The sequence below is a fragment of the Elusimicrobiaceae bacterium genome (assembly GCA_028700325.1).
Lineage (GTDB): Bacteria > Elusimicrobiota > Elusimicrobia > Elusimicrobiales > Elusimicrobiaceae > JAQVSV01.
On sequence record JAQVSV010000027.1, the window covers coordinates 1 to 24116 of the forward strand.

22 protein-coding genes and 3 tRNA genes are annotated in these 24116 nt (G+C 58.4%); 4 read left to right on the forward strand and 21 right to left on the reverse strand.

The annotated features are described in order from the left end of the window. From PHW69_05090 to PHW69_05185, 20 genes are all read right to left on the reverse strand, one after another. Positions 1 to 918 (reverse strand): hypothetical protein (locus PHW69_05090; GenBank protein MDD4004564.1); only part of this gene is annotated, 918 nt, incomplete at its 3' end. Beyond that, entirely contained in the window at positions 915 to 1475 is a 561-nt protein-coding gene (locus PHW69_05095; protein MDD4004565.1) for a cysteine hydrolase family protein, read from the reverse strand. The genes PHW69_05095 and PHW69_05090, both read right to left, overlap by 4 nt. 150 nt (positions 1476 to 1625) lie before the next feature. Beyond that, a complete protein-coding gene (locus tag PHW69_05100) occupies positions 1626 to 2510 on the reverse strand; it encodes a hypothetical protein (GenBank protein ID MDD4004566.1) in 885 nt (294 codons plus the stop codon). A 140-nt stretch (positions 2511 to 2650) separates the two neighbouring features. After that, positions 2651 to 2735, reverse strand: a tRNA-Leu gene (locus tag PHW69_05105). Between the two features lie 27 nt (positions 2736 to 2762). Next, on the reverse strand, positions 2763 to 3695 hold the full coding sequence (locus tag PHW69_05110) for a polysaccharide deacetylase family protein (protein MDD4004567.1): 933 nt from the start codon (positions 3693 to 3695) through the stop codon (positions 2763 to 2765). Next, entirely contained in the window at positions 3685 to 5352 is a 1668-nt protein-coding gene (locus PHW69_05115) for a hypothetical protein (protein ID MDD4004568.1), read from the reverse strand. Before PHW69_05115 ends, PHW69_05110 begins: the two co-directional genes overlap by 11 nt. Positions 5353 to 5360: 8 nt before the next feature. After that, complete coding sequence (locus tag PHW69_05120) at positions 5361 to 6122, reverse strand: ABC transporter ATP-binding protein (protein ID MDD4004569.1); 762 nt, start codon at positions 6120 to 6122, stop codon at positions 5361 to 5363. Between the two features lie 12 nt (positions 6123 to 6134). Beyond that, the gene (locus tag PHW69_05125; GenBank protein MDD4004570.1) at positions 6135 to 7049 is read right to left on the reverse strand and encodes a PfkB family carbohydrate kinase; all 915 of its coding nucleotides are present in this window, start codon (positions 7047 to 7049) and stop codon (positions 6135 to 6137) included. A 26-nt stretch (positions 7050 to 7075) separates the two neighbouring features. Next, a complete protein-coding gene (locus PHW69_05130; protein MDD4004571.1) occupies positions 7076 to 7762 on the reverse strand; it encodes a SurA N-terminal domain-containing protein in 687 nt (228 codons plus the stop codon). 2 nt (positions 7763 to 7764) lie between these two features. After that, positions 7765 to 8187, reverse strand: coding sequence for a polymer-forming cytoskeletal protein (locus PHW69_05135; GenBank protein MDD4004572.1), 423 nt, complete (start codon positions 8185 to 8187; stop codon positions 7765 to 7767). Between the two features lie 9 nt (positions 8188 to 8196). Beyond that, positions 8197 to 9198: a M23 family metallopeptidase gene (locus PHW69_05140; GenBank protein ID MDD4004573.1), complete on the reverse strand. Its 1002-nt coding sequence runs from the start codon at positions 9196 to 9198 to the stop codon at positions 8197 to 8199. A 198-nt stretch (positions 9199 to 9396) separates the two neighbouring features. Beyond that, entirely contained in the window at positions 9397 to 10158 is a 762-nt protein-coding gene (locus PHW69_05145) for a hypothetical protein (GenBank protein MDD4004574.1), read from the reverse strand. A gap of 141 nt (positions 10159 to 10299) precedes the next feature. After that, positions 10300 to 10779 carry a barstar family protein gene (locus PHW69_05150; GenBank protein ID MDD4004575.1) on the reverse strand — a complete coding sequence of 160 codons (480 nt, stop codon included), beginning with the start codon at positions 10777 to 10779 and terminating at the stop codon, positions 10300 to 10302. Positions 10780 to 10900: 121 nt separating this feature from the next. Further along, on the reverse strand, positions 10901 to 11533 hold the full coding sequence (locus PHW69_05155) for a ribonuclease domain-containing protein (GenBank protein MDD4004576.1): 633 nt from the start codon (positions 11531 to 11533) through the stop codon (positions 10901 to 10903). Between the two features lie 367 nt (positions 11534 to 11900). Further along, a complete protein-coding gene (gene pulA / locus PHW69_05160; GenBank protein ID MDD4004577.1) occupies positions 11901 to 14420 on the reverse strand; it encodes a type I pullulanase in 2520 nt (839 codons plus the stop codon). An 88-nt stretch (positions 14421 to 14508) separates the two neighbouring features. Further along, positions 14509 to 15270 carry an FKBP-type peptidyl-prolyl cis-trans isomerase gene (locus PHW69_05165; GenBank protein MDD4004578.1) on the reverse strand — a complete coding sequence of 254 codons (762 nt, stop codon included), beginning with the start codon at positions 15268 to 15270 and terminating at the stop codon, positions 14509 to 14511. A gap of 89 nt (positions 15271 to 15359) precedes the next feature. Further along, a complete protein-coding gene (locus PHW69_05170; protein MDD4004579.1) occupies positions 15360 to 16397 on the reverse strand; it encodes an LPP20 family lipoprotein in 1038 nt (345 codons plus the stop codon). 9 nt (positions 16398 to 16406) lie between these two features. Further along, a complete protein-coding gene (locus PHW69_05175) occupies positions 16407 to 17726 on the reverse strand; it encodes a hypothetical protein (protein MDD4004580.1) in 1320 nt (439 codons plus the stop codon). Positions 17727 to 17743: 17 nt separating this feature from the next. Next, positions 17744 to 18340, reverse strand: a complete 597-nt coding sequence (locus PHW69_05180) for a penicillin-binding protein activator LpoB (GenBank protein MDD4004581.1) — start codon at positions 18338 to 18340, stop codon at positions 17744 to 17746. A gap of 9 nt (positions 18341 to 18349) precedes the next feature. Further along, on the reverse strand, positions 18350 to 18925 hold the full coding sequence (locus tag PHW69_05185; protein MDD4004582.1) for a hypothetical protein: 576 nt from the start codon (positions 18923 to 18925) through the stop codon (positions 18350 to 18352). A 123-nt stretch (positions 18926 to 19048) separates the two neighbouring features. Here PHW69_05185 and PHW69_05190 point away from each other — a divergent pair, with 123 nt between their 5' ends. Further along, positions 19049 to 20056, forward strand: coding sequence for a M23 family metallopeptidase (locus PHW69_05190; protein ID MDD4004583.1), 1008 nt, complete (start codon positions 19049 to 19051; stop codon positions 20054 to 20056). Here PHW69_05190 and PHW69_05195 read toward each other — a convergent pair. Further along, complete coding sequence (locus tag PHW69_05195) at positions 20040 to 20918, reverse strand: diacylglycerol kinase family lipid kinase (protein ID MDD4004584.1); 879 nt, start codon at positions 20916 to 20918, stop codon at positions 20040 to 20042. The genes PHW69_05190 and PHW69_05195 overlap by 17 nt on opposite strands. Positions 20919 to 21028: 110 nt before the next feature. On the opposite strand from PHW69_05195, the gene alaS reads away from it, so the two are divergent. From alaS to PHW69_05210, 3 genes are all read left to right on the forward strand, one after another. Further along, positions 21029 to 23695: an alanine--tRNA ligase gene (gene alaS / locus PHW69_05200; protein ID MDD4004585.1), complete on the forward strand. Its 2667-nt coding sequence runs from the start codon at positions 21029 to 21031 to the stop codon at positions 23693 to 23695. Positions 23696 to 23778: 83 nt separating this feature from the next. Beyond that, positions 23779 to 23853: transfer RNA gene (locus PHW69_05205), tRNA-Arg, on the forward strand. 30 nt (positions 23854 to 23883) lie between these two features. Further along, positions 23884 to 23970: transfer RNA gene (locus tag PHW69_05210), tRNA-Tyr, on the forward strand. Positions 23971 to 24116 lie beyond the last annotated feature (146 nt).

Below are 24116 nucleotides of genomic sequence, written 5' to 3' on the forward strand. Positions count from 1 at the left end.
CAGAACCGTCAGCGCAAGCGGCGGCATGAAAACCGCCGAGAACCGTTTTTCCGGCTCGGGACGCAGGGCTCGGCAGTCCCAGGGGCGGTATAAGACAAGCGCGGCGGAATAAATGACCAGCGCGTCCCAGGAAACAAAGAGGAGGTTTGCGAACCTGTCCGAATACGCGCCCGAAACACGCGCGCCGACACCCATATAAAACAGATCGGTGAAATAACCCTGCCATCCGCCGTAGAAACCGAGTATCGCCGCCGGAATCAGAAACGCGGCGCAAACCCCGCCCAAAGCCGCCGCGACGGCGCGCAGCCGCTCGCGCGGAAAGCAGATCCCGGCGCATATTGCCGGCGCCAGGCAGCAAAGCAGAAAACTTTCATTAAAGCAGGCTGCAAGTCCGGTAAAAAAACCCGCCGAGAACAGCCGTTTTTTACCGGAGGAGGTCAGCGCGCAATATGCGCCCGCAGTGATGAACAGCAGAACCGCCGGAAGGTAATTGCGCGCAAACCCGCGCTGGATTTGCGGCTGGCAGACGTACAGCAAAGACAACAGCGTCGCGCACAGCGCGGTTTTGCGTTCGGTTATCAGCCGGGCGAACGCAAGAAACGCCGCGGCAAATCCCGCCAGAAACAGCAGGCTGACCACGCGCATGACAAGCAGGCTTGCGCCGAACAGGCCGAAAACGGCGGCGGTTAAATAAAAACCAAGCGAATTCTGCGCGGCGGCAATATCGCGGTGCAGGCGGTATCCGCCTTCAAGCGCGCGGGAGATGTAGCCGTAATAGCCCGTATCAACATGCGCCGCCATGCCGAAAAACGGAACGGACAATAACGCCGCCGCCGACAACACGATCAGATAGTCGTATTTTTGACCGCTTTGCAGATGTGGCGGCCCGGCCTCTCCGCCAGCCGTCCCGCCGGTCATGCGCGGACGGTTTCGCTCACCTTCACGCCGTACAGGCTTTGCATCCGGCGCAACGCGAAAGCGGCCATTTCGGGATCAAAATCATCCACCAGCGCAGTATCAATGCTGATTTCCGGCACGGTGTTGTGCAGATTTTTAGAAAGATTGACAATATCGCCCGTAACTTCGGACACGCAGATATGCGTGCAGATACCCGTCACGCAGACCCGGGCCGGCGCGCCGGCCCGGAATATGGTATTCACGATCGTATGCGCGGCTTCGTGCGAGGTGTAGGATTTTTTGTCTAGTTTAAGGAAAATCTTGCCTTCCAGCGCGGCGAGAACCGGCGCGGCGATTTCCGAGCCCGGAGTGCCGGCCAGGCAATGCGGCGGGAACGCGGCGAATTCGCAGTCGCCCTGTTCATGCACATCGCGGACGAGGATGACCGGCCCGTCGAAACCGCGCACCTTTTCGGCGACCCGGCTTATCAGCCCGCCGGTATCATGGCCCAGGCTGAGCCTGCCGTCCGGCAATAAAAAATCGTTCTGCATGTCAACAACAATCAGCACACTTTTCATAACCGCCTCCAAAACCCCGGCCCGTAATCCGGCCTGCAGCAAATGGTATCATTTTCCGCCGCGCGGCATAAAGCGGCAAAAACGGAGGCCGGCTGATGAAAAAAGTCCCCGCCGTTATGGCGGGGACTTTTAGATCAGGCCTCATGAAAATCAGCTTTTAACGCCGGATCCGAAGCGGTACGCCACGTCGAAAAACACGCCCTCGAACTTGACGGAAAGATCCATCGCGTCATCGTTCATCCTGTCAAAAAAGAACCCGCCTTTCTGGTAACCCAGCCCGAACTCCCAGGCGCGGTTCATGCCGTTGTCACGCGGCACCCACAGCAGTTTGGCGTCGGCTTTGTAATAGGAGCCGCTGGCGCTGGTGCAGTAGCCTTGCGGTGCGGGAATGACATAACGGATATTGTTGCGCATAAGGGTGGAGCCTTCCGCTTTCGCCTCAAAGCCGACCGTGGACGGCAGCCAGCGGAACCGGCAGTCAAGTTTCGGACCGTAAAACTCCAGCTGATACACGGCGTAAGCATTGCTGTAGGCCGGCGCCACGCTATTGTTGGTTGAAGAGCGGTTGGTAAAATTCTTGTCGGTCCAGCTGTACCCGTAGCCGATACCGAGATCCATATACAGCCGGTCGGTTTTGAAGAACCGCCAGAGCGCGTTCATGTCAATAAAATCGGAATAGCCGTACATCTGGTTTTCCGCGGTTACGGGGCCCGCTCCGGGATAATTCAGGGCGGAATGCATATCGCTTGTTTTAATCAGCGTTCTGCGGTAGACCAGGTTTACAAAAATATCGCGCCCGGCGTATTTCTCGATAGCGGCGTCAAGCAAAACGCTGTTGATGTTGCCCCATACATGCTTGTCCTTGTTGCGCCCGGCAAGAGACGCCTCGTCAAAATTTGAATGCCCTATCACAAACGTGCCGAACGTCATCTTCCAGTCGGGCGCGTTTGCGCCGGAGTCAAGCGCGGCATCAGCCGGTACAGCCGGAACGGACAGAAAAAACAGCGAAGCCAACACTCTGATGCAGCTTTTCATCAATTCTCCTGAAATCATATTTCCAAAAATAAATGATCATGACACGGGCAATCCCCGCGGGCGCGGACACGGCTTACTCAGCAAGAACCAAACCCATAAAAAATAGCGGAGTGTCAGCTCCGCCATTCATTAAGTGCGCTTACCGGGAGTGGGACTTGAACCCGCACGCCCTTTTGGGGCAATGGTTTTTGAGACCATCCTGTCTACCAATTCCAGCATCCCGGCAGACAACAATGCAATATTTTACCTAATTTAAAGCGCGGCTGGCAAAACACCGGCTCGTTTTTCCGGCCCGCAGGAGCAGCAGCCGGACAGCTTCGCGCGTTCGCGCGCCAGAACCCGCATGTCAATATCGAGCAGTTCATCCAGCCGGGCGGGCTTAAGCCCGCGTTTTTTCGCCTCCGCCAGAATCCGCTCCACCAGCCAGACGGTGGTTTCGCGTTTGCTGGAGCCGCCGTCATGCAGCAGAAAAATCGCGCCGGAATGCAGATTGTCCAGATACTGCTTCAAAATCTGCTCGCGCGGATAAAACCACCAGTCCGCCCCGCACGACCAGTTAACCAGCACATAGCCTTTTTTCGCCGCCAGTTCGCGTATCCATTGCGAAGACAGCCCGTACGGCGCCCGCAGGAAATACGGCGGCTGGCCAGCCGCGGCGTAAACGGCGGCTTCCGTTTCGCAGATTTCAGCCGCCATGGCCGCTTCGCGCCCCGGTTGCGGCAGTTTGTTGAAATTGGCGTGGGTAAAGGTGTGATTGCCCAGCAGGTGCCCGGCCCCGGCAACCGCGGCGGCATATTTGGGATACCGGCGCACGGCGGAGCCGAGCATGAAAAAAGTCGCCCTGGCGTTATTGCGGCGCAGCAGTTCCAGCAGTTCGGGCGTGGTGGTGCCAGGCCCGTCGTCAAAGGTAAGCGCGAACCTGCCGCTTTGCCGTTTGCCGTCGGAATAAAACCTCCCGAACTCGCCGGCTGGCGGGGCAGCGCCTGCGTCCGGCGCGGCCGCTTTTTCAGGGTAGCCGCGCGTGAAATCGCTGTCCGGGCCGCCGGAGCGCGGAACTGCGGCTTTTGCAGCATCCGCCGGGCCGGCATGAGTCCGCGCCAGCCGCCAGGCCGAACCGGCCGCAATGGCTGCCACGGCAATAATTGCGGCAAGCGCGCTTTTTTTTGATAATTCGCTAAATTTCATGCCGCTCCAGCGCTTTCAGACCCAGCTTCCACGGAATAATTATCGCGGCGGCGTTAAGCGCGATATAAAGACCCGCGCAAACGGCCAGCCAGCCCCAGTCCCATCCGGTATGCGCAAACATCGCCATGAAATGGGTTTTTACAGGATACACTTCTATGGAAAGAGTCGCCGCCATATAACCCAGACAGCAGGCCATGTAAATAAATCCGCCGGCGGAGCTTTCTATCTGGTGAATGTTTTCGACATTGAATCTGGCGAACAGCGCGCCCAGCCCGATCCCCATGACACAGCAGGTGAACGACGCTATTATGATCGTCGCAACCGTTAAAACCGAAACGAACACATCAGCCTGCAGCAAAATGTTGGACCAGACCACCAGCACCCCGCCCACCAGCACCGACGGCAAAGCCATCAGCCGCAGTTTCTCGCGCATCAGCGTTTTCATGGAGAACGGCGCGCTGCGCATAAGCCAGAAACTGCGCCCCTCAAGACTGATCGCCGGGAACGTGAACCGCAGCCCGATCGAAGCCACAACAAAACCGGCCACCGCTATGTTGAAAAACGCGATCAGCGTTTTAAGCGCCTCGCCCTCCAGCGGCAGTTTTTTTATGCTGAACAGATAAACCGCCATGATCGCGCCGATAAGCGCGATCTGCGACCAGTAGCGCACGTCCCGCAGCATTACGCGCCGGTCCTTCCACAGCAGCGTCCACTGCTCCCGCGCGACCAGTTTCTTTTCCACCAGAACCCGCTCAAACGGCTCGCTCATCGCAGCGGCCGGCCCCAGCCGCCGCCCTTCCTGCGCGCCGGAAAACCCTTTCATATAAACCCATTTCGAAACATAAACCAGAAATCCGTACACGCCGGCGGCCGAGCCGTAAAGCAGCGCGACATAGCCCGCGAACTGCGCGTACTGCCCGTACAGAAACGACCACATGCCCCGCGTGATCCACCACGACGGCAGATACCGCGCCGTCGGCGCCTGCAGAAATTCGAGATACCGCGCGACCACCTCGATCGCGTCGGGGTTGACCAGCTTCTCGGGCTGCACGAACCGCAGCAGCATGTAACCCGCCACCAGCGCGAGCGTGCCCGTCACCCACACCGCGTCGCGCGTTTTGGACGATGGGAAATAATACATCAGCGCCATGCTCATCATTATCCCGAACGCCGCGCCCAGCAGGATAAACGGAACCAGCATGATGAAAAAATAGGCATAAAAAAGCGGCGGCGCGAATTTCACGCGGCCCAGCGCCGCCACAAACGGAACAAGCACTATCGCGAGCGTCCAGGAGGAATAAAGAGCCGCCTCGACCGTTTTTTCAAAAAACAGCGTCCTGATGGGCACCGGGGAAGCGAAAAGAAATTTCAGGTCGGCGGAATAATACAGCGTCGTCATCGCCGACACCAGACTCGAGATCGCCACCATGGAGAACGTTATCAGAAACATCATGGCGCTGAGTTTCCACGGCAGAACCTGCCCGATGATCGAAATCCCGTCCAGATACTTCAGCACCCGGTAAAACCAGAAATACAGACCGCCCAGAATAACCACGCCCGCCAGCGTAAACCCCACCCGCACGAAAAATTCCCACAGCTTCATGCTGACAATGCTGTTTACAAAACACAGCAGGCGGCGTTTTATGAGAACCCGCATGACGGCTCCTAAAGCTGGGAATAGCCGGATCCGCCGGTCAGGGTAAGGAAAATATCCTCAAGGCTGATGCGCCGGCCGGAGGAGTCCTCAAGCGGACTGCCGCTTCTCTCGCGCAGCTGCTCGATTGTGCCCATCTGTATGATCTCGCCCTCGTACATGATGCCTATGCGGGTGCAGAGCTTCTCGGCGATTTCCAGAATATGCGTGCACATGAAAATCGCGGTGCCGTTATCGGCCAGCTCTTTGAGGATATGCTTTACCATCCTCGCGCTTTTGGGGTCCAGCCCCACCATCGGCTCGTCAAGCAGCAGCACTTTCGGCTTGCGCAGCAGCACGCTCGCCAGCACCAGTTTCTGGCGCATACCGTGCGAATAGGATTCCAGCAGTTCGTTGCCCATGGCCGTCAGGTCGAACATCTCCAGGTAGCGGGGAATTTCCGCCGTCTGGGCCGCCCGGCTGACTTCATACAGGTCGCCCATGAAAGCCATAAACTCAAGGCCCGTAAGTTTGGGATATACAAAAGGCTCGTCCGGCACCAGCGCGAGACAGCGCTTGGCGGCCTCCGGCTCCAGCACGATATCGTGCCCCGCAATCGCCGCGCGGCCCGCAGTCGGCGACATCAGGCCCGACAGTATTTTCACGGTTGTGGTCTTGCCCGCGCCGTTCGGGCCCAGAAACCCCAGTATTTCGCCGGGTCTGACCGTAAGATTGATGTTTTTTACTGCGACAAGATCGCCGAACCGCTTGCCGAGATTTTCGATTTCAATCATGTGCCGGCCCGGTCAGGCAATGCGCAGCGATTTGACGTATCTGGCGAACCGGCGGCTCACATCGGCTTTTTTCAACGAAAACAACGAACCGATGCTGAAACTCTCCACGTTAAACGAAGACACCACCGTCCCGTACGCCATGGCTTTCTTTATTTCCCCGAACGAACGCCAGTTCCCGACAGTCGAGATATAGCCCATGAACCCGCCGCCGAAACTGTCGCCCGCGCCGGTGGGATCCACGACTTTTTCGACCGGGTAAGCCGGGAAAGTGACGCATTCGTCCCCTTTAAAAAGAGTCGCGCCGCTTGCGCCGCGCTTCACGATCACCGCTTCCGGCCCCAGTTTCTGGGCCAGCCGGCCCGCGACAATGAGGTTATGCTCGCCGGTGAGCATGCGCACCTCGGTTTCGTTTATAAAAAGTATGTTCACGCGCCTGAGCAGTTTAAGCAGCTGGGCGCGATGGCCGGCAATCCAGAAATTCATCGTGTCGCAGGCGACCAGCCGCGGCTTTTCCACCTGCCTGAGCACCTGCATCTGCAATTCAGGGTCAATATTGGCCAGGAAAATATTGCCGCTCGCGCGATGCTCTTTTGAAAGCGCGGGGTTGAATGTTTCAAACACGTTCAATTCGGTTTTTTTGGTGGTGGCTTCGTTATAGTCCTTGTCATAACTGCCGCGCCAGTGGAAAGTCCTGCCGCCTTTGACGATTTCCAGCCCGCTGACATCTATTTTCCGGGCGCGCAGGCGTTTAATGTTGGCGTCGCCGAAATCATCGCCCGCCACGCCCACAAGCCGCACTTTGGTGAAGGACGAGGCCGCCACTGAAAAATACACCGCCGAGCCGCCCAGCGCGCGGTCGGTATTGCCGTTCACCGTTTCAATAGAGTCAAACGCCACGGAACCAACAACCACTATAGAGTTATCCATTCAGTTCACCTGTGCAGTAGTTAGGCCTACATGTTGTCCTTGTATTCAACCACCTTGTTCGAAGCCAGATACCGCTTAAGGTAATAATTGATAAGCTCCGTCGCTTTCTCGCGCTGCAGCCCGGCTGTAAACTCGGCCTTTTTCTCTTCAAAATCTTTCAGGTTTTTGTTTTCCGCCAGATAGGCGGCTTTCGCCTCGTCCGGCATGACCATCGCGCCGCCCGCCATGAGCTGCTTGAATTTTTCCGCCATGCGGCTCTGCCTGATGCGTTCTTCATAAACGTCGGGCTTTACGCGGTAATTGTCCCAGATCAGCCGGTAATACGCCTGGGGATTGAACTTGCCGTCGGTGAAAAACGCCGGCTGCGACCGCACCACCACGCTCACCTCGAAATCCGACACCGAAATGCCGTAGTCTTTCGCGGCTTGGGAAAAAATGGCGTCAGTCACGAGATCGTTCACGATCATCCGCTTGATCTGCGGCTCCAGCGCCTCGGTCGGCAGGCCCTGCTGGCGGTAATATTCCAGCTTGCTGTTCACCATCTGCTGATACTGCTGCGAATCCACCTTGATATCGTCGCCGATGGTCACCACATAGGTTTCAGCGTTGCCGCCGCCAAGGTATCCGCCCAGCCCCACCAGCGTAGCCACCAGAAATATCGTCGTCGTGGCCACAAAAACCGACTTTTTGTACTTGTTCATGAGTGAAATCATAGTTATTCGTCCTCGTCATCCGTGTTAGGTTTCGGGGGCCGCTGCGCCCCGGCGGGCGGCTCTGCGGCCGCGGCTTCGTTCATGCTGCACCGTCCGTCGAACCGGGCTTCTTCCTCAACAACAAGCTTGGCGGTGCGGATATCGCCTTTAACCGTGCTGCCCGACAGCAGTTCGGTAAACCCGCTGGAGCAGATGTTGCCGGCCACCAGACCGCCCACAACAACATTCTCCGCGGTGATATCGCCTTCCACACGGCCCTTCTCGCCCACGATCACGGTATGCGCCTCCAGAATCGCGCCCTGCATGCGCCCGTCCACGCGCAACGACCCGCGCGCCGTAACCGTGCCCTGAAAATAAACTTCCCGGCCGATAACGGACACGGCATCCTCTCCGCCCATGTCCCGATCAGCTGCCTTCTTGTTCATAAAAGACATCTAGCCTCCGTTTTTATTCACCGATGCGTCGGTTAAAATCGTTTCTTCCTCGGCCTGCCGGTCGCCGTCCGCGCTGGTATTGCTCAGATACGGAACCGGATTGACAGGCTTGCCGTTATGCCAGACCTCGTAATGCACATGGATGCCGGTCGAGCGCCCCGTAGTGCCCATTCGCGCGATCATCTGCCCGCGCCTGACCTGCTCGCCGGGCTTGACCAGCAGCTGCGTAGTATGCCCGTACAGTGTGGAATAGCCGAACCCGTGGTCAATAAGTATCGTCTGCCCGTATCCGTATCCCCAGTCGGCGTAGCGCACAACACCGTCAGCCGTGGCGTAAATCGGAGAGTCCACCGGTCCGGCGATGTCAAGCCCGGAATGAAACTCGTGCGCCATCGTCCCGAACGGGGACAGCCGGTATCCGAACCGTGACGCAATCCTGCCTTTCGCCGGCCAGATCGCCGGAGTGCCGCGATAAACGTTTTTCTGGTTCGCGATATACCAGGTTATTTCCTGAAATCCGGCCAGAATGCTCTTGGATTCCGCGGTCAGGCTCTGCACGTTTTTCTGGAACAGGCGTTCGCTTAGCTCCGACGCCTTCGTTTCAACAATATTTTTGAAATTCACGCTGTCGTCATACTGCGGCCCGTTGCGCCCGTCAGGATCCAGCATGGCGTCACGCGAACCCAGCCCCAGCACTTCACGCAGTTGCGAATCCGTCTGCCGGGCCATCGCCAGATAATTGCGGCCCTCCTCCATTTCCTGCGCTATGTAGGCGATTTTGGTGTGCAGAACCTTATTGTCCGCCTTGGTGATGTAATAATCTATCTGACGACTGGCTATGAATACAGCCCATCCCGTAATTCCGCACCACAACAGCAGGAAAAAAAGCATAAACGGCATGGAAACGCGAAATTTCCAGGACGACAATGCACCATGCGGCACAACCAGTATGTTAACAGGGCGTTTCCAGCTCTTTTTAAGCGCGGTCCAGTATCTGCCCATAGCCCTATTATTCTATTAATTAATAGCTATTGCCGGCAAGTCAGCAGAATCCGCTCAAAACCGCCATTGCATGAAAACATGCCGCCTGATTTTTCTGCCGCAAAGCCGCCCCATGCGAAAGCGCGTCCGAAAATGCGCGCGGCGCGCATTGCCAGGCACATGTCGCACCCGTTCACGCGCCGCGCCGTTTGCCCGGCATTATTTAATGGGACCGCCGGAAGCGGCGGCCTGCGCCGCCTGCGCTTCGGCATTGAGAACGGCGGCCGTCCCGCCGGCTGAACGAAGCCCGGCGGACGGCGGAGCAACGGCTTGCGCGGACTTTTTGCCGGCAACGCCGCTATCATATTTGCTTTGCGTAACACCTTTGAGCTGCCCCAGCGCGGCCATTACCTGCGGATCCTTCGCCATTGAAAGAAACGTGGCCTTTGCTTTCGGTTTCGACATGGCGGAGGCAATTGTCTTCTGAAATTTCGGGTCGGCATATGCGGCCATAACAGCCCTGAAATCCATTTTGGGAGCGGACAGATCTATCCCGCGTTTTTTAAGCTCCGCCAGAACTTCCGCTACGCCGGGCTTGTTCCTGTACTTGGCCAGCGCCGCGCCCAGGCCCGACAGCGACGCCTGTATTGAATCCGTCTGCACCGTATTGGGAATATTGCCCGGTTTTACGGCGCCCGCGCACCCGCCGATATCCACACCGACCGGTTCGCTGCTTTCCGTATCCATCGGCAATTCGCCAAGCAGCGGCAGCGGCGATGACGAATGGGCCACCCCGTCCGTCTTATCAGGCCCCGCCAGCGGAAATTTTGCCGGCACGGACGCTGCTTCAGGCCCTCCGGCTGTAAATTCGGCCTGCCGGCCCTCCGCTTTCATCCTGCGATAGACATCAAACCCGATCAAACCCGCTATCACCAGCCCGAACACCAGCATTGACAGATTGGCCAGCACCCAGGTTTCCATGGGCCGCTTCTCTTTTTTGGCAGGCCCGGCGTCCGGCGCGGGAGCCTTGTCCCCGGCAACAGGTTCAGACCGGGGTGGAGTTTGATGTTGCGGTTCAATATCATCCTGCGGCATACCAGTGTCCCCCTTTTGCGCGGCTGCTCAAAAAATAAAAACCGTTTTCAGAGATGTGCCGGAAACATCCTGCAGCGTGCCCGCCGCGTCGCTTAACACGCGCGCCAGAGTTTCGAACGAACCGGACAGCCCTTTCAGCGCCTGCGGCGGATAAGTATCCGCCGGCGCGCCAAGGCTTGGCGGCGCGCCTTCCGTCCGGCACAGCGCGCCGGCGTTCGGAATGAGAATCAGATAGCCGCTCCCGCCGGGCGGCAGCCAGTCCGGCAGATCGGTAAGGCAGTCTTCCAGCGCGTCCCAGTTTTTCCCGAAATAGGCGGGGAATTTGAGCGAAACGGAAAACTGTTCCATTATCGCCGCGCGGTCCGGCAGGAATCCGGCGTCAATAAAAACAGTGTAATAATCCTGTCCCGCGGCCGCGAGGACTGTATTGAATTCGTCCGCGCCGGTGAAAAGCACTCCGGCGGCCGGATCGGAAAAAAAAGACCGTATGATCTGTTTAGCCTGCATAAGACTATTATAATAGACTTCCCCGCCCGCCGCAACGTGAAATCAGGCCGGATAAAAGCCCTGTAATGCGAAAGCCCGGCTCATCCTGTCTGCCGGGCTTTCAAATGTTTCTATGGAAGAATCAGTCGCTTACAGGAGTAAGTTCGATGAAAGTGACGTAATGGTCAGGCGTATAGTAGACCGTCTTGCCGCCGCCGATTATCAGCCGTTCCGCGCCGCGCGTGCTAAGCACCGGCCCGGCGGTGTACTGCGTGCCGCCCACATCAACGGGTTCAGCCGGATCGCCGGTTTGCCTGCCGGGCACCAGCAGTGTGTATTCGCGATAGTAGCCGTATTCATGTTTCGGCAAGGAAAGATCACGATTGGAAAAAACCGTGCCGTCTTTCGAAAAATCAAGCTGCGCGCCGCTATAAATCCGCGAAAGCACATCAATCATCTTGGTGTTGCGTTTGGCATCGTTGACAGAGGGACGAAATCCTTTCACTCTTTCAAAAGCGGCGGACGGAGGATAGCTGGACGCTTCCCGGTTGCCGTCCCGAGTACTGTTCCTATTGCCTCTGAACTCCAGATTGTCCGCCGGGACAACTATCTGTGCAAATTTAATTCCCGCCGACCGAGCCACTGAAGCCAGCCCGGATAAAGCGCTTTTAGCCGCCGGCGCGGAAGACTGGCCCGCCGCTCCGGTTGAAACCGCCATGAAAAACATCGAAAAAAGCAATGCGAAAAACCTGACTCTGCCAGCAGATCTTTTCATAAAAACTCTCCTTTGAACCAGCCTGTTACACTCAGTATGGCGGACGCTGCGCAATTCCGCCAGTCATAAAAGACCTATTTTTCATCTGGGCCCATAGTGCCGCAAAAAGCCGTCCGGTCGGACAAAAACGGCAAAATCACGCCGATGAGCTTTTGAAGACTATTCAACAGACCGCCCTTTCCCGCGGAGCGGTTTATAAACTCCGCTCACAAAAACCTGACGCTGGCCGCACGGCATTAATGATGGCCGGCATGGCACAGCTCAGGCAGGGGGATTAGTGTTCGTCCCTGCGTAAGCAGGGCAAACGAAGTGTGGACCAAAAAACCCGGGGGAGTTTCATACAAATGCCATCTGAGCCCAAGCCGTTTTATTCCGTTTCAAACAACACCGCCATACTGCGCGCCGGAACCGCCAGCACTCCCTCATAAACCTGCGCCGAGCCGGCAGGCGAAACAACTCCGTCAAACACCGCCGCCCTGAATTTGCCGCGCTGCGGAAGCGCGAACTTTTCAGCCGCCGCGCCGGGATTAATGAGCACCACCATGCGGGCCCAGGAATCGCCAGCGGCTTTTCCGTCCAGCACATAGCCGATGCAGGGCTTTTTAAGGTACAGGCCCAGCTCGTCGTAAAACTTCAGGCCGCCGCGTACCGCCCCGGCCGTTTTCATGCGCAGCGCCGGGTGAGCCTTGCGCAAAGCTATCAGCCCCCGGTAATAATCGAACACCGGGCCGAATTCGGCTTTGCGCGACCAGTCAATCATGTTAATGTCGTCGCCCAGGTTATAGGAGTTATGCTCGCCTTTTTTCGTCCGCAGCATTTCCTCGCCGGCGTGCAGGAACGGAAGCCCCTGCGAGGTGAGTATTATGCCGTTGGCAAGCAGATCCATTTTTATCCTGTCAGACGTGGAAACATCAATATCCTCGGTCAGGCTGATCCGGTCGAACAGAGTGTGGTTATCGTGGCAGCTGACATAGTTGATGCTTTCCAGCGGGCTGGAGGCGAACGTGTCAATGCTGCCGCGGATGCCCTGCATGACCTCGTCGCGGTAAAGGCCCGCCTGCACATAACCCGGTTTAAGATCGAACACGCTGCCTTTGACGGCATTGCGGAAATCGTCGTTGAATACCGCAAACCCTTTCCCGCGCTGGTCGCCTTTTTCCGTTTTGGCGATCGGGGTCGCGCCGGCGGCCCACGGTTCGCCGTAGATAAAGATGTTGGGGTTTATGGCGCGCAAGCGCTTCACCGCCAGCGTAATGGTTTCAAGGTCAATCAGGCCCATCAGGTCAAACCGGAACCCGTCTATCCTGTATTCCGAAACCCAATATTCAAGACTGTCGAGCAGGAACTTGCGGCCCATGCGGGATTCGGAACGGAATTCATTGCCGCAGCCGGACCCGTCCCAGTAAGAACCGTCGTCTTTCGTCCTGTAATAGTAGTCCTCGGCCAGCGCGTTAAACCCGTAAGCCACAGCCGGATTGCCCTCCGCCGTGTGATTATACACCACGTCCAGCACAACCTTGATGCCTTTTTTATGGAGCGCGTCAACCAGCTGTTTAAGCTCCCTTACGCGGGACTCGTCGTCAGTGCGGGTAGCGTACCAGCCGTCCGGCGAATTGAAATGAACCGGCATATAGCCCCAGTTGTAGGTTTCGGATGATTCGTCGTTCTCGAAATCCTGCACCGGCATGATATGCGCCACGTTAACCCCCAGCTCGACCAGATGATCCAGCCCGGTCGCAAGCGCGGGGTTTTTTGCGTAACGGGTGCCGCTTTCGGCAAGCCCCCGATATTTGCCTTTATATTTAACGCCTGAAGCGGGATCAATCGTCATGTCCCGCAGATGAAGCTCATAAACGATATTCTCGGAATTATCGAAATCCGGGCCGGCGGCGACCGGCGTTTTGTCGTCTATGATCAGGCTCCAGCCGTTATGCGCGGTATTGGATCTGGAATACGGGTCCAGCCCGTCAACGGTAATACCCCCGCGCGTGACGCGCAGCTGATAATATCTGCCCCGGATATCCTCGCTTATGCGAGCCTGCCACAGGCCGTGCTCCAGCGCCGACATCGGGATTTCCTGCACGGCCGTGCCTGAAGAAATATCCCTGGCAAGCAATACCGTCACCGCGGAAGCCGCCGGAGAAAACACGCGTATCGCAAACGCGCCGTTTTCCTTCACAACGCCCAGTCGCGCGTCGCTGTAAAAATACTCGGAGTCAAGCAGCCGGCCGGGCACGAGCGCCCGGGTGCCCAGCCCCTCCACCGAGACCGAGCACCGGCCCTGTCTGGCAAGCTCAAACAAAGAAGCGCCGGTCCCGCGTTTTTTTACGGTGAGCGTCACCACTCTGCCGCGCTCTCCTTTCGGAGAAAATTCAAAGCTGGTTATATCAACAGGACCGTCGTCCGCGGCAATGGAAATAGGATGCGTGGCAAAATATTTCCACTCCAGACTGCTGCTGAACACCACCCGGATCTGTTCGGGCGTGTCCAGAAAAGCGGTCCTGATTTCGGGTACGATTTCCGGCGGATTGGTGTACACTCCGGGTTCCCCCTCGAAAATATACACTTCGGCGGCCATATCCGGCTGATAATACCGGTCCGGCCCGTCTTTGTCTATCCAGTCGCCCACACGCGGCAGGAAACCGATTTTTTTGCCGTGCAGCCCGTATTCTTCCGTTTCCAGCCCGAACAGCAGCCCGAACTCGTCGCGGCCAACGGCGGACAGGTCAAACCCGGCGCCGGAATCAGTCGCGTTCCACGCCCACAGCTTCCAGTTGTCATAATCGGCGGCATGCCGGTTATAATGGATTTTTATATTTTTCGCCTGCGCGGATGCGCCGCTGAAAAAACACAGCGCGGCCAGCAGAATGTATATAGTCCGCCTCATTGCCCCATAACCCCGCAATCCGCCGACGTTCCCTTAAATGCTTCCCGGGCCGGGGAGGCCAACCGCCTCCCCGGCCCGGATTGAAATGTTATTTGGAAGGCGCAGCCTGCTCCGGTTCCGCCGCGGATTCCTCGGACGAGCCCTGCCCATCATCCACATCGGGTGTCGCGGGATAAGCCGTTTTCGCGTCGCTGAAATCCATCAGTTCGATTTCGAAAGTAAGCGCGGCTCCGCCCGGAATGTCCGGCGGCATGCCCATGTCGCCATAAGCCGTATCGGACGGGCAGGCCAGTTTCGCCTTGCCGCCTTTCTTGATTTTCGTCACTCCGATAGTCCAGCACGGCACCACGCGGTCGAGCGGGATCTTGGCCGGCTCGTCGCCTTTGGTGATGTCTTCAAACACAGTTCCGTCGCGCAGGGTGCCTTTGTATTTCACCGTGGCGACATCATGCTCGGACGGCGACGCGCCTGTCCCTTCCGCCAGCGCAACATAAATCACGCCGGACGACAGCTCGACCGCGCCTTTCTCGGCTTTCACCTTCGCAAGGTACGCGGCCGATTTGCTCTTCTCGATTTTCGACGCGGCCATAATCCTGTCGCGGTTCAGCTTCTCAAGTTCGTTCATGTATTTGGAAGGATCCGCTTTTTCTTTCTTGCCGGTCGCCGCATCATGAAAACCCGACACCACGGTCTTGTATTCAGAGGGAGTAAGCGCAAACGTCCTGACGCTGCGGCCCATCATAAAACCCAACGAATAAAACGCCTTATCCGTATCGGTCTTGAGTTCCTGCGCGAATACGCCGCAACTCATAAGCGTCGCGGCGACAACCGCCAGCACTGTCTTTTTCATTGTTTCTCCGTTACCCGTCTGCGGCCGCCGCGCCGTAGGAAGCCGCAGGTCCCGCCGCAAGCCGGGGAATTTAATTTAACTGCACAAAACTATTTACCGCCGAAATAATCCTGTATGGCGGACTGGATTCTCAGGGCGGTTTTCTCCGCCGCCGATTCCACCGACCGGGCGGACGCCGTGTCCAGATCCGTCGCCGCCTGTTTATCCGCCACATCAAACTGCAGAAACACTTTTCCGGTCGCCGCTTCCGCCAGAGCTACGGTAACCGTATTCTGCGCCCATTTCCACGGGCCGGCATCGTCTTTCCTCAGCTGGCCCGACACAACCGACGCGGAAACCAGTATATCCTGATCCGCGCCCGGCTCGCCCGCTTTGGCGGTAAAACCCATCGAATTCAAAGCCTTGATAATGCCGGTTTCGATCTGCTGCCCGCTCGCGCCTTTGACCGTTACCGTTATATTCAGATCCGCAATCGCTTTCTTATAGGCCGCCAGCTGCTCGTTCGCGCTGTCGGACACGGTTGCGCCGGACCCGGCGATTATCCGCAAATCAGCGTTCAGCCCGTCACGCGTTTTAAGCAGCGCCAGCACATTGGCCGCGGCTTTGGCTTTAGCGAATTTTTCCTTCGCCGAATCAAAAGAACTTTCCCAGCCGGCAAGCTCCATATCGAGTTCCGAAAGCTTCTGTCTGAAAGACGAAGCCGCTTTCGCCCGGTCAAGCGCCGCGAGCGCGTAAAACTGCCGGGTTTGCGGATCCTGCCAGTTCTGCACTATTTCCACGCCCTCCAGCACTTTCTGGGAGGAAGTCCGCACGCTCTCGGCCGCGTCCTGAGCGGAATCGGTTTGCGTGCTGCCGCCCGACAAACGGGTTGACTCGCTGGCCGAGATCTCGCTCGTCACGCTCACCAGCGCCGAAAAAATCTGCGCGATCTGCCCTCTGGCTCGGTCGGACGCGCTGGCCGCGTCGTCGCCCAGCCCCACGCCCAGCATATAGGTTTCACGCGGATACCGCACACTGTCGCCGGACACCCAGTCCGGCCTCTTTGAACCGCCCGCCACAACGGTTTTGGACCCGGCGCAACCCGCCACGACAGCCAGCGCCACGGCAAACAGCAGTAATTTTTTCATAACTCTCCCCTATCGCGCGGTGCGCCGGTGCACGAAAGTTTTATGCCCGGCCTCCACCTTTATATCCTTTATAACGTCGCTGTACGCCACACCGCCGGCGGTTGTAAAACTGACATGCAGGTTATGCACGCCCGCGGGCAGCGCGATCCGCGCGACGCGAATTTCGTCCGGCACGGTGGCCCAGGTGCGGGTATCGGCCACTTCTGTGGCGGCGGATACGGCCGACGCGGCGATCTTCGCGAGCAGCCCCAGCCCGCTGCCGCCCTTGTCCTCGGCTGATTTGCTGATCGCGTTTGTCGTCACATACTTGAAAATCGCCCGCGCGCTCGCGCGCAGCGCGGCGCCCGGCAGCGACCGCTTGAATTCCTGTTTGACAAGCGCGCCCACATTTTCAGCCTGAACGGTCGGCCAGGTCGCGCTTTCCACAAAAACTTCCGACCCGGTTATAGCATAATCCACCCGCCGCAGTTCCGGCAGCGCCACGGTAACGGCGTTCGTATACACTCCGGCGCGCAAAGCGTTGGCGAACCGCGCGGACTCCTCGTCGGATTTGGGCGAGGAGTTGATCGCCACCAGCGCGTCGTTCCACGCCACCTGAATGGTTTTCGAAACCAGCACGGGCGCCTTGCCGTTATAATGCAGAAAAATCACTTCGCCCCAGCCGGGGGTGGAAACCGCGGCCCCGAAGTCCGGCGGAACCATTCCGAAATCCTTTTTATATACGCCGTACGCCTTTGCCGCGGCGGCGAACGAAATCCGCGCGTCGTCCGTTTTACCTTCGTCTTCGTACATCAGCCCGCCGAGATATTCGGCGAACGCGTCGTCCTTGTAACCGGCCGCGCCGGAATCGCCCAGCGTGCGTAAAAACAGATTCTGCTTGCGCACCTCCACCAGCGCGCCCTCCATATCGCCGCGGCAGGCGTAATTGAGCGCGCGGAAAGTATGCAGCAGCACCTTGTCAAACGGATGCCCGGCGTAAGGAAGCGTGTTATCGTTGATCATAAGCGTGCCGAGCGTCCGGCTGACGCTTTTGGTGTAAAGCTCGTCGTACCGCAGTTCGGCCTGATCAAACACCCTGTCGCTTTCCTCATACCGGCCCGCGTCATGCAGCGCCATGCCCAGATCAAGGTAATAGAGCAGGCTGTTTTTGCTTCCGTATTCGGATGCTTTCTCCGACTCGATCGTTTTAACCGCGGCGGCGAAATCGCCCCTGTCCATATCCGTGTAGAGCGATTTCTTGTAAGACAGCGACGGCCCGGCGCACCCGCCGGCGGCGAGCACTACCGCCGCCGACAGGATAAGCCGGGCCGCCGTCTTCATTTCGCGCATACCCGTTTAACCGAGCGTTAAAGCCCCATTGACGAACGGCTGACGTATTTCTTGATTTTCTTCTCGCCGTTCCACACGATCCTGTTCGACTGTATATCGATGAGCTTGAGGTTGGTCTGGTAATAGACTATCTTTTTACCGCCTTCCTGATCCTCGATGGAATTGATGACCCCGGTCAGCATGAAATCCGCGCCGGTTTCCTGGCCCTGCGCCTTGCGGGTGTCGTCGGTGGCGTTGGTATCCTGCTCGACGCGCTCCCCGCGGACCTGGCCCTGCTCGGCGGAACTCGCCACAAAATCCACCTTGCCGGAGTTGATGAGCGAACGCTGCAGGTTCTCCACGAACGTGTCCGTGTTGATGTGCTCGCTGCTCTGATTGCTGACCGCGCCCACTTTGACGACCGGCGGCCGCCTGAGCGCGGCCTGCGCGTTGCCGTACCACGGGCGCGACAGCGAATCGGCGATCATTTCATCGGCGACCAGCCGGGAATCGGTGTCGTTCCAGCGGCCGCTGAGGTCTTTCACCTCGTCGGTGTCGAGCCGCTTGACACTGGTTCCGCAGGCCGCCGCGAACGGCAGCATGATGGCGATGCCAAGAAGTAATGTTTTTCTCATGGCGCCGCCTTAGTGCTTGGCTTCTTCGGCCGAAAGTTCGTCGAAAGATTTTGCCGCGTTCGCGCGCACGAAATCGCGCACTTTGGCGTCAAGCTCCTTCGCGTCTGACAGGGTCTGCTGCACGGCAGCCATGTCCAGTTTGGCAAGCGAATAAATGGTGTTGCTGGCGGGCTCCATGTAATGGTCCACAATCACCGCGCCCTGAAGCGTGAATTTGGTGAACCCCTTGAGCGTAACCGAAATATCCTGCTCCTCGCTCGATTTGTCCATCGTGCCGGCCGTCGTGGAAGCCATATAATCCTTGTTAAGAACCGCCACATAGTTGTCAAGCGATTTCGCTATTTCAGCCCGGGCCCGCTGATCGGCCGACTGAATGGCGAGCGCGCGGTTCTGCACGCCGGACACCATGCCCACTCCGTAAAAAACTTTTTTTCCGTCCACATCGCCGAAAGCGCCGGAACCTTTGTTCACCCACTCAGGAGCGTTCGGCACCATCGGGGCCGACTCCACGACTTTTTTCCCCCCGCACCCCACAGCAAACACAGAAAGCATCAAGGCAACAACCGGAACAAGTACTTTTTTCATGTTTCTCTCCCGTCGTATCAATTGCACATCCCACTGCTATTATATTTTTGCATAGTCGGCGGGCCTTGTCAATAATCGGGCGCGGCCCGGCGGCTTTAAATTTCCCTGCAAAAAAGCCAGAATATGATCATGCCGCATCCCGCGCTCAAACGTCCGCACAAACACCGGTCAACGGAGGTGTATTACTATGAGGCTCCGCCGCCCCCTCCGCCGCCGTCCCGGCTCAAAAGACTGGCGAACCTGCCCGCCGCGCGGCGCGATACGCTCCAGCGGGTTCCGTTTTACCTGTTTGTCGCCCTGGTTCCGCTTTTCCTGCCTCAGTATCTGCGCCGCAATGCCGACCCGGCGTTCATGGCCGGCCCTACGGTGCTGCGGGCCGGCCAGACGCTGGCTATCCGCGCCGATAAAGCCGACAACCGGCACACCTATTATTTCTCGCTTGACGGCGCCAACTACGGCACGTTTCAGCCCGACGACACCGGCCTGCCGCGCGGACTTCTGCCCCTGAAACTGGAAACCCGGCCCGGCCTGCACACGCTCGCCGTCCGCCAGCATCTTTACAACAAAACCGTATTCGCCACCAGCGTGTTCGTGAAAAGCGGCGTAACCGGCGCCATCAGGCTGCGGCTGCCCAAAGCCAGGCGGAAAAAAATCCTGGGCAAAACGGCTGAATTGCGCGCGGCGAAAAAAGCGTTCGGCGCGGCGTTTGACGATAAAACCAAACGGCAGCTGTGGCGCGGAACTTTTATTCTGCCCGTGCCGGGCCGGTTCAGTTCGCCGCACGGGCAGCTGCGCCTGCTGCCCAACGGGAAAAAAACCTTTCACCGGGGACAGGATATCGCCACGCCGGTGGGCACGCCGGTTCTGGCCGCCAACACCGGGCTGGTAACGCTCGCCGCCAGATATCCGCTTCAGGGCAATCTCGTGGTGCTGGCGCACGGCCAGGAGGTTTACAGCTTGTACGAACACCTCGACACCATTCTTGTTGAGGAAGGAACGCTTCTGCAAAAAGGCCGGCAGCTCGGCACTTCTGGAAACACCGGCTATTCAACCGGCCCGCACCTGCACTGGGGAATTATGGCAAGAGGCGTGCTCGTGGACCCGGTTCAGTGGCTCAGCAAAGAATTTTAAGCGCGCCGGCTTCTACGGCAATGGCCAGTTCCGGGCCGCAGGCCCGGCTTTCCCCGTCAAGATGATAGGAAATGGGGCCGGCGCTTTTTATCGTGAGCGTTGTGACGCTGCGGGCGCACACCGCGTCGCAAGCGCCCAGCCGCCCGGAGAACAGCCGCATCACCGCGCCCGGCACCCGCCACAAAGGCATGTGCCGGATGCAGACCAGTTCCAGAACCCCGTCGGAAAGGTCGGCATGGCCGGCGATAGCCGCCCCGCTGCCGTATTCGCGGCCGTTGGCGACGGCAATAGTATAGGGCTTTATCACAAAAGAAAACCCGTCGCCGGAAACAACATATTCGCCGGGCGCGTAGCTTAGAAACTCGCGCGCGCCCAGCACGAAATATTTCAGCATGCCGCGCCGGCCCGTCTCGCCCGACTGATTGAAAGACCCGCCTATCCGCTCGTCCACTCCGATCCCGGCTATGTTGGCGAAATACTCGCCGTTGGCGCGGCCCAGATCAATGACGGAAACCGCGCCGTCCAGAATTTTCCGCGCGGCGGCCCGGCAATCCAGCGACAGCCCCAGCGAACGCGCCAGCCCGTTGCCCGAACCCAGCGCGACAATGCCAAGCGTGGTGTTTGTATGCGCGAGCGACTGAACCACCTCGTTAATCGTCCCGTCGCCGCCCGCGGCGACCACCACGTCAACCCCCTGCCGCACGGCGTCGGCGGCCAGCCTGCGCGCGTCGCCGCGCGCGTCGGAATAATGCAGCCCGGTTCCCGCCGGGAAAAGCTCCCGCACCAGCTCCGGCAAAGCGCACTGCGCCGTGCGGCTGCCGGAATTGGGATTGACTATAAAACGGTAACGTGTGTTTTCCATATAACGCGCGGCTCCCGCGCAGCAACATTCTACAAAATATACCCGCGCGTGCCGCACGCGGCACGCTGCCTGAGCGGACGTTTTTCATTATTTTGTATACTTGTAATCCTATGAAAGGAAAAGACATCCGCTCAGGTTTCACCGATTTTTTCAAGCGCAAAAACCACCCGGTACTGCCGTCCAGCCCGCTGATACCGCATGGCGACCCGTCCCTGCTGTTCACCTCCGCCGGCATGGTGCCGCTCAAGCCCTATTTTCTTGGCCTGAAAAAGGAACTCGCCCGCGCGGCCAGCGTGCAGAAATGTTTCCGCACGACCGACATTGAGCGGGTGGGCACCACGATCCGCCACCTGACGTTTTTTGAAATGCTGGGCAATTTTTCGTTCGGCGATTACTTCAAAGAGGACGCCATCGCCTACGCGTGGGAATTCCTCACCAAAGACATGGGCCTGCCCGGCGACCGGCTCTATGTGACCGTATTCGACGGCAAAAGCGCGCCGAAAGACGAAGAAGCCGAAAATATCTGGAAAAAAGTCATTCCGGCCAGCCTGCATGCCGGGCGCATAAAATTTCTCGGCGACAAGGACAATTTCTGGACAATGGGCCCCACCGGCCCCTGCGGGCCCTGCTCGGAAATCTATTACGATTTCGGGCCGGACATGTCGCCCCACGAAAACTGCCAGGGCGTCGGCTGCGACTGCGACCGGTTTGTGGAAATCTGGAATCTGGTGTTCACCCAGTTCGACCGCAAGGAAGACGGTTCGCTCGCCCTGCTGCCGCGCAGGAATATTGACACCGGCATGGGCCTGGAACGCCTGACCACGGTAATGCAGGGCAAACGTTCGCCGTTCGCGACCGATCTGTTCGCCCCGATTTCCGACTACGCCGCCAGTATCCTCAACACCAGCCCCGACCGGGACGACGTTTCCCGGCTGGCCATGCGCGTGACGGCCGATCACTCCCGCGCGGCCTCTTTCCTTATCGCCGAAGGCATCACCCCGTCCAACGAGGGCCGGGGCTATGTGCTGCGCCGTATTATCCGCAGAACAGTGCGCTACGGCAAACTGCTGGGCCGGCAGGATCCGTTCATGCACGAACTGGTAAAACCGGTGGATGAGCTGTTCGGGGGAATTTACCCGGAAATCCGCAAAAACGCCGCCTATGCGGCGGAAACGATCAGGGCCGAAGAAGAACGTTTCATGGAAACCCTGGAGAGCGGAGAACGCCGGCTGACGGAACTGCTGGAAAAATATCCCGGCGAAATACCCGGAGAAGAGGCGTTCAACCTGTACGAGACCTACGGGTTTCCGCTTGAACTGACGGTGGAAATAGCCCAGTCAAAAGGCCGCCGGTGTGACAGAACCGGGTTTGAAACGGCGCGCGCCAAAGCGCAGGAACTGGCTAAATCCGGCTGGAAGGGTTCCGGCTCCGGGGAGTCGTTCTCGCTTCAGTCCGCGGAAGAAAAATTCAGGGAAACTCCGTTCACCGGGTATTACGGCGCGCTGCGCGCCAATGTCAGCCTGTCCGGGCTTTTGGACACAACCGGCAAACCGGTTGAACTGCTCGCGGCAGGGGAATGCGGCTATGCCGTGCTGGACACGACGCCCTTCTACGCCGAATCAGGCGGCCAGGTGGGCGACACAGGCTTTCTTTTCGACGCGGCCGGCAAACTCGCCGCCCGGATTGTTGATACCCGCAAACCTATCGGAAAGGTTATCTATCATCATATAGAAACCGTGAAAGCGCTTAAATCCGGCTCGGCGGTTATCGCCGAAGTCAACCGGACAAACCGCACCGCCATAGCCGCCAATCACACGGCGGTGCACGTTGTGAACGCGGCGCTGAGGCAGGTGTTCGGCAAATCGGTGCATCAGGCGGGCTCTTATGTCAGCGCGCAGCGGTTCCGGTTCGATTACACCATCAACCGCGCGCCGTCGCGCGAAGAAATGGCGCAGGTGGAAGCCGTCGCCAACAACGCCATAGCGATGGACTACAGCATCTATAAGGACGAACGGCCTTTGAGCGACGCGGAACTGCTCGGCGCGGTAACGCTGGTTGGCGAAAAATACTCCGATCCGGCCCGGTTCATCCTTATCAACGAGGAAGGCTGGGACGACGCGCCCCACCACTACAGCCTCGAATTGTGCGGCGGCACCCACGCCGACCGCACCAGCCAGCTTATAACCCTGAAAATCATTAAAGACTCGGCGCTTTCCTCCGGCGTGCGCCGCATAGAAGGTGTAGCGGGCCCGGCGGCGGTGGAACATTTCCGCCGGATCGCGGAAACAGCGGAAAAAACCGCGCGGGCGCTGCTGGTCGGGCCCGAAGAGCTGGACGCACGCGTTGAACAGCTTGTCGCGCGGGAAAAAGAGCAGCGCGCGGAAATCGCGCGCCTCAAGCACAAACTGGCAGCCGGACAGAGCGACTGCGCCAGCCGCGAATTTACGGTAACCGGCGGCCTGAAACTGGTCTGGAGCAATATCACGGAAGCTGACGCCGACTCGCTGCGCGCCGTGGCCGACAGACTGCGCACGGCCTCCTCCGCCACCATAGCTTTCGTAACAGCGCCCGGCGAGGGCAGGTACGCGTTCGCACTGGGCCTGAGCGACGACCTCAAGGGCCGGCTCGACGCGGGCAAACTCGTGCGGAAATGGGGCGCGCTCGTAGGCGCGCGCGGAGGCGGCCGCAACGATTTCGCGCAAGGCGGCGGCGAGAACCCTGACAATCTGGCGGCATACGCGCTGAAACTGGCCGAACTGGCCGGGGAACGGAATTAACCGGATATACACCGTCGCGGCCAAAAATACGGCGCCATACGGCACGTTTTTTTGTTATAATATTCTTTGTGATATCTTGCAATGCGCCCGTAGTGAAAAGGATATCACGGAAGCCTCCGGAGCTTCAGGTACAGGTTCAATTCCTGTCGGGCGCACCAGTTTTTTGTCCGGTGCAACACTTTGCACATGGTTGGGTGGCTGAGTGGCCAAAAGCAACGGTCTGTAAAACCGTCGGGTTCTGCCCTTCGTAGGTTCGAATCCTACCCCAACCACCATTTAAAAAGCCCCCTTTTTGCAGGGGGCTTTTTGCATTATCAGAAAAACAGTGCCGGATGCCATCCAAAATTCGGAGTCACTTTAAATTCACGGTGTTTCTGCATGAAGTCAAGGCAGGAAATCCCGGCTTGAGGCTTGAATCGGG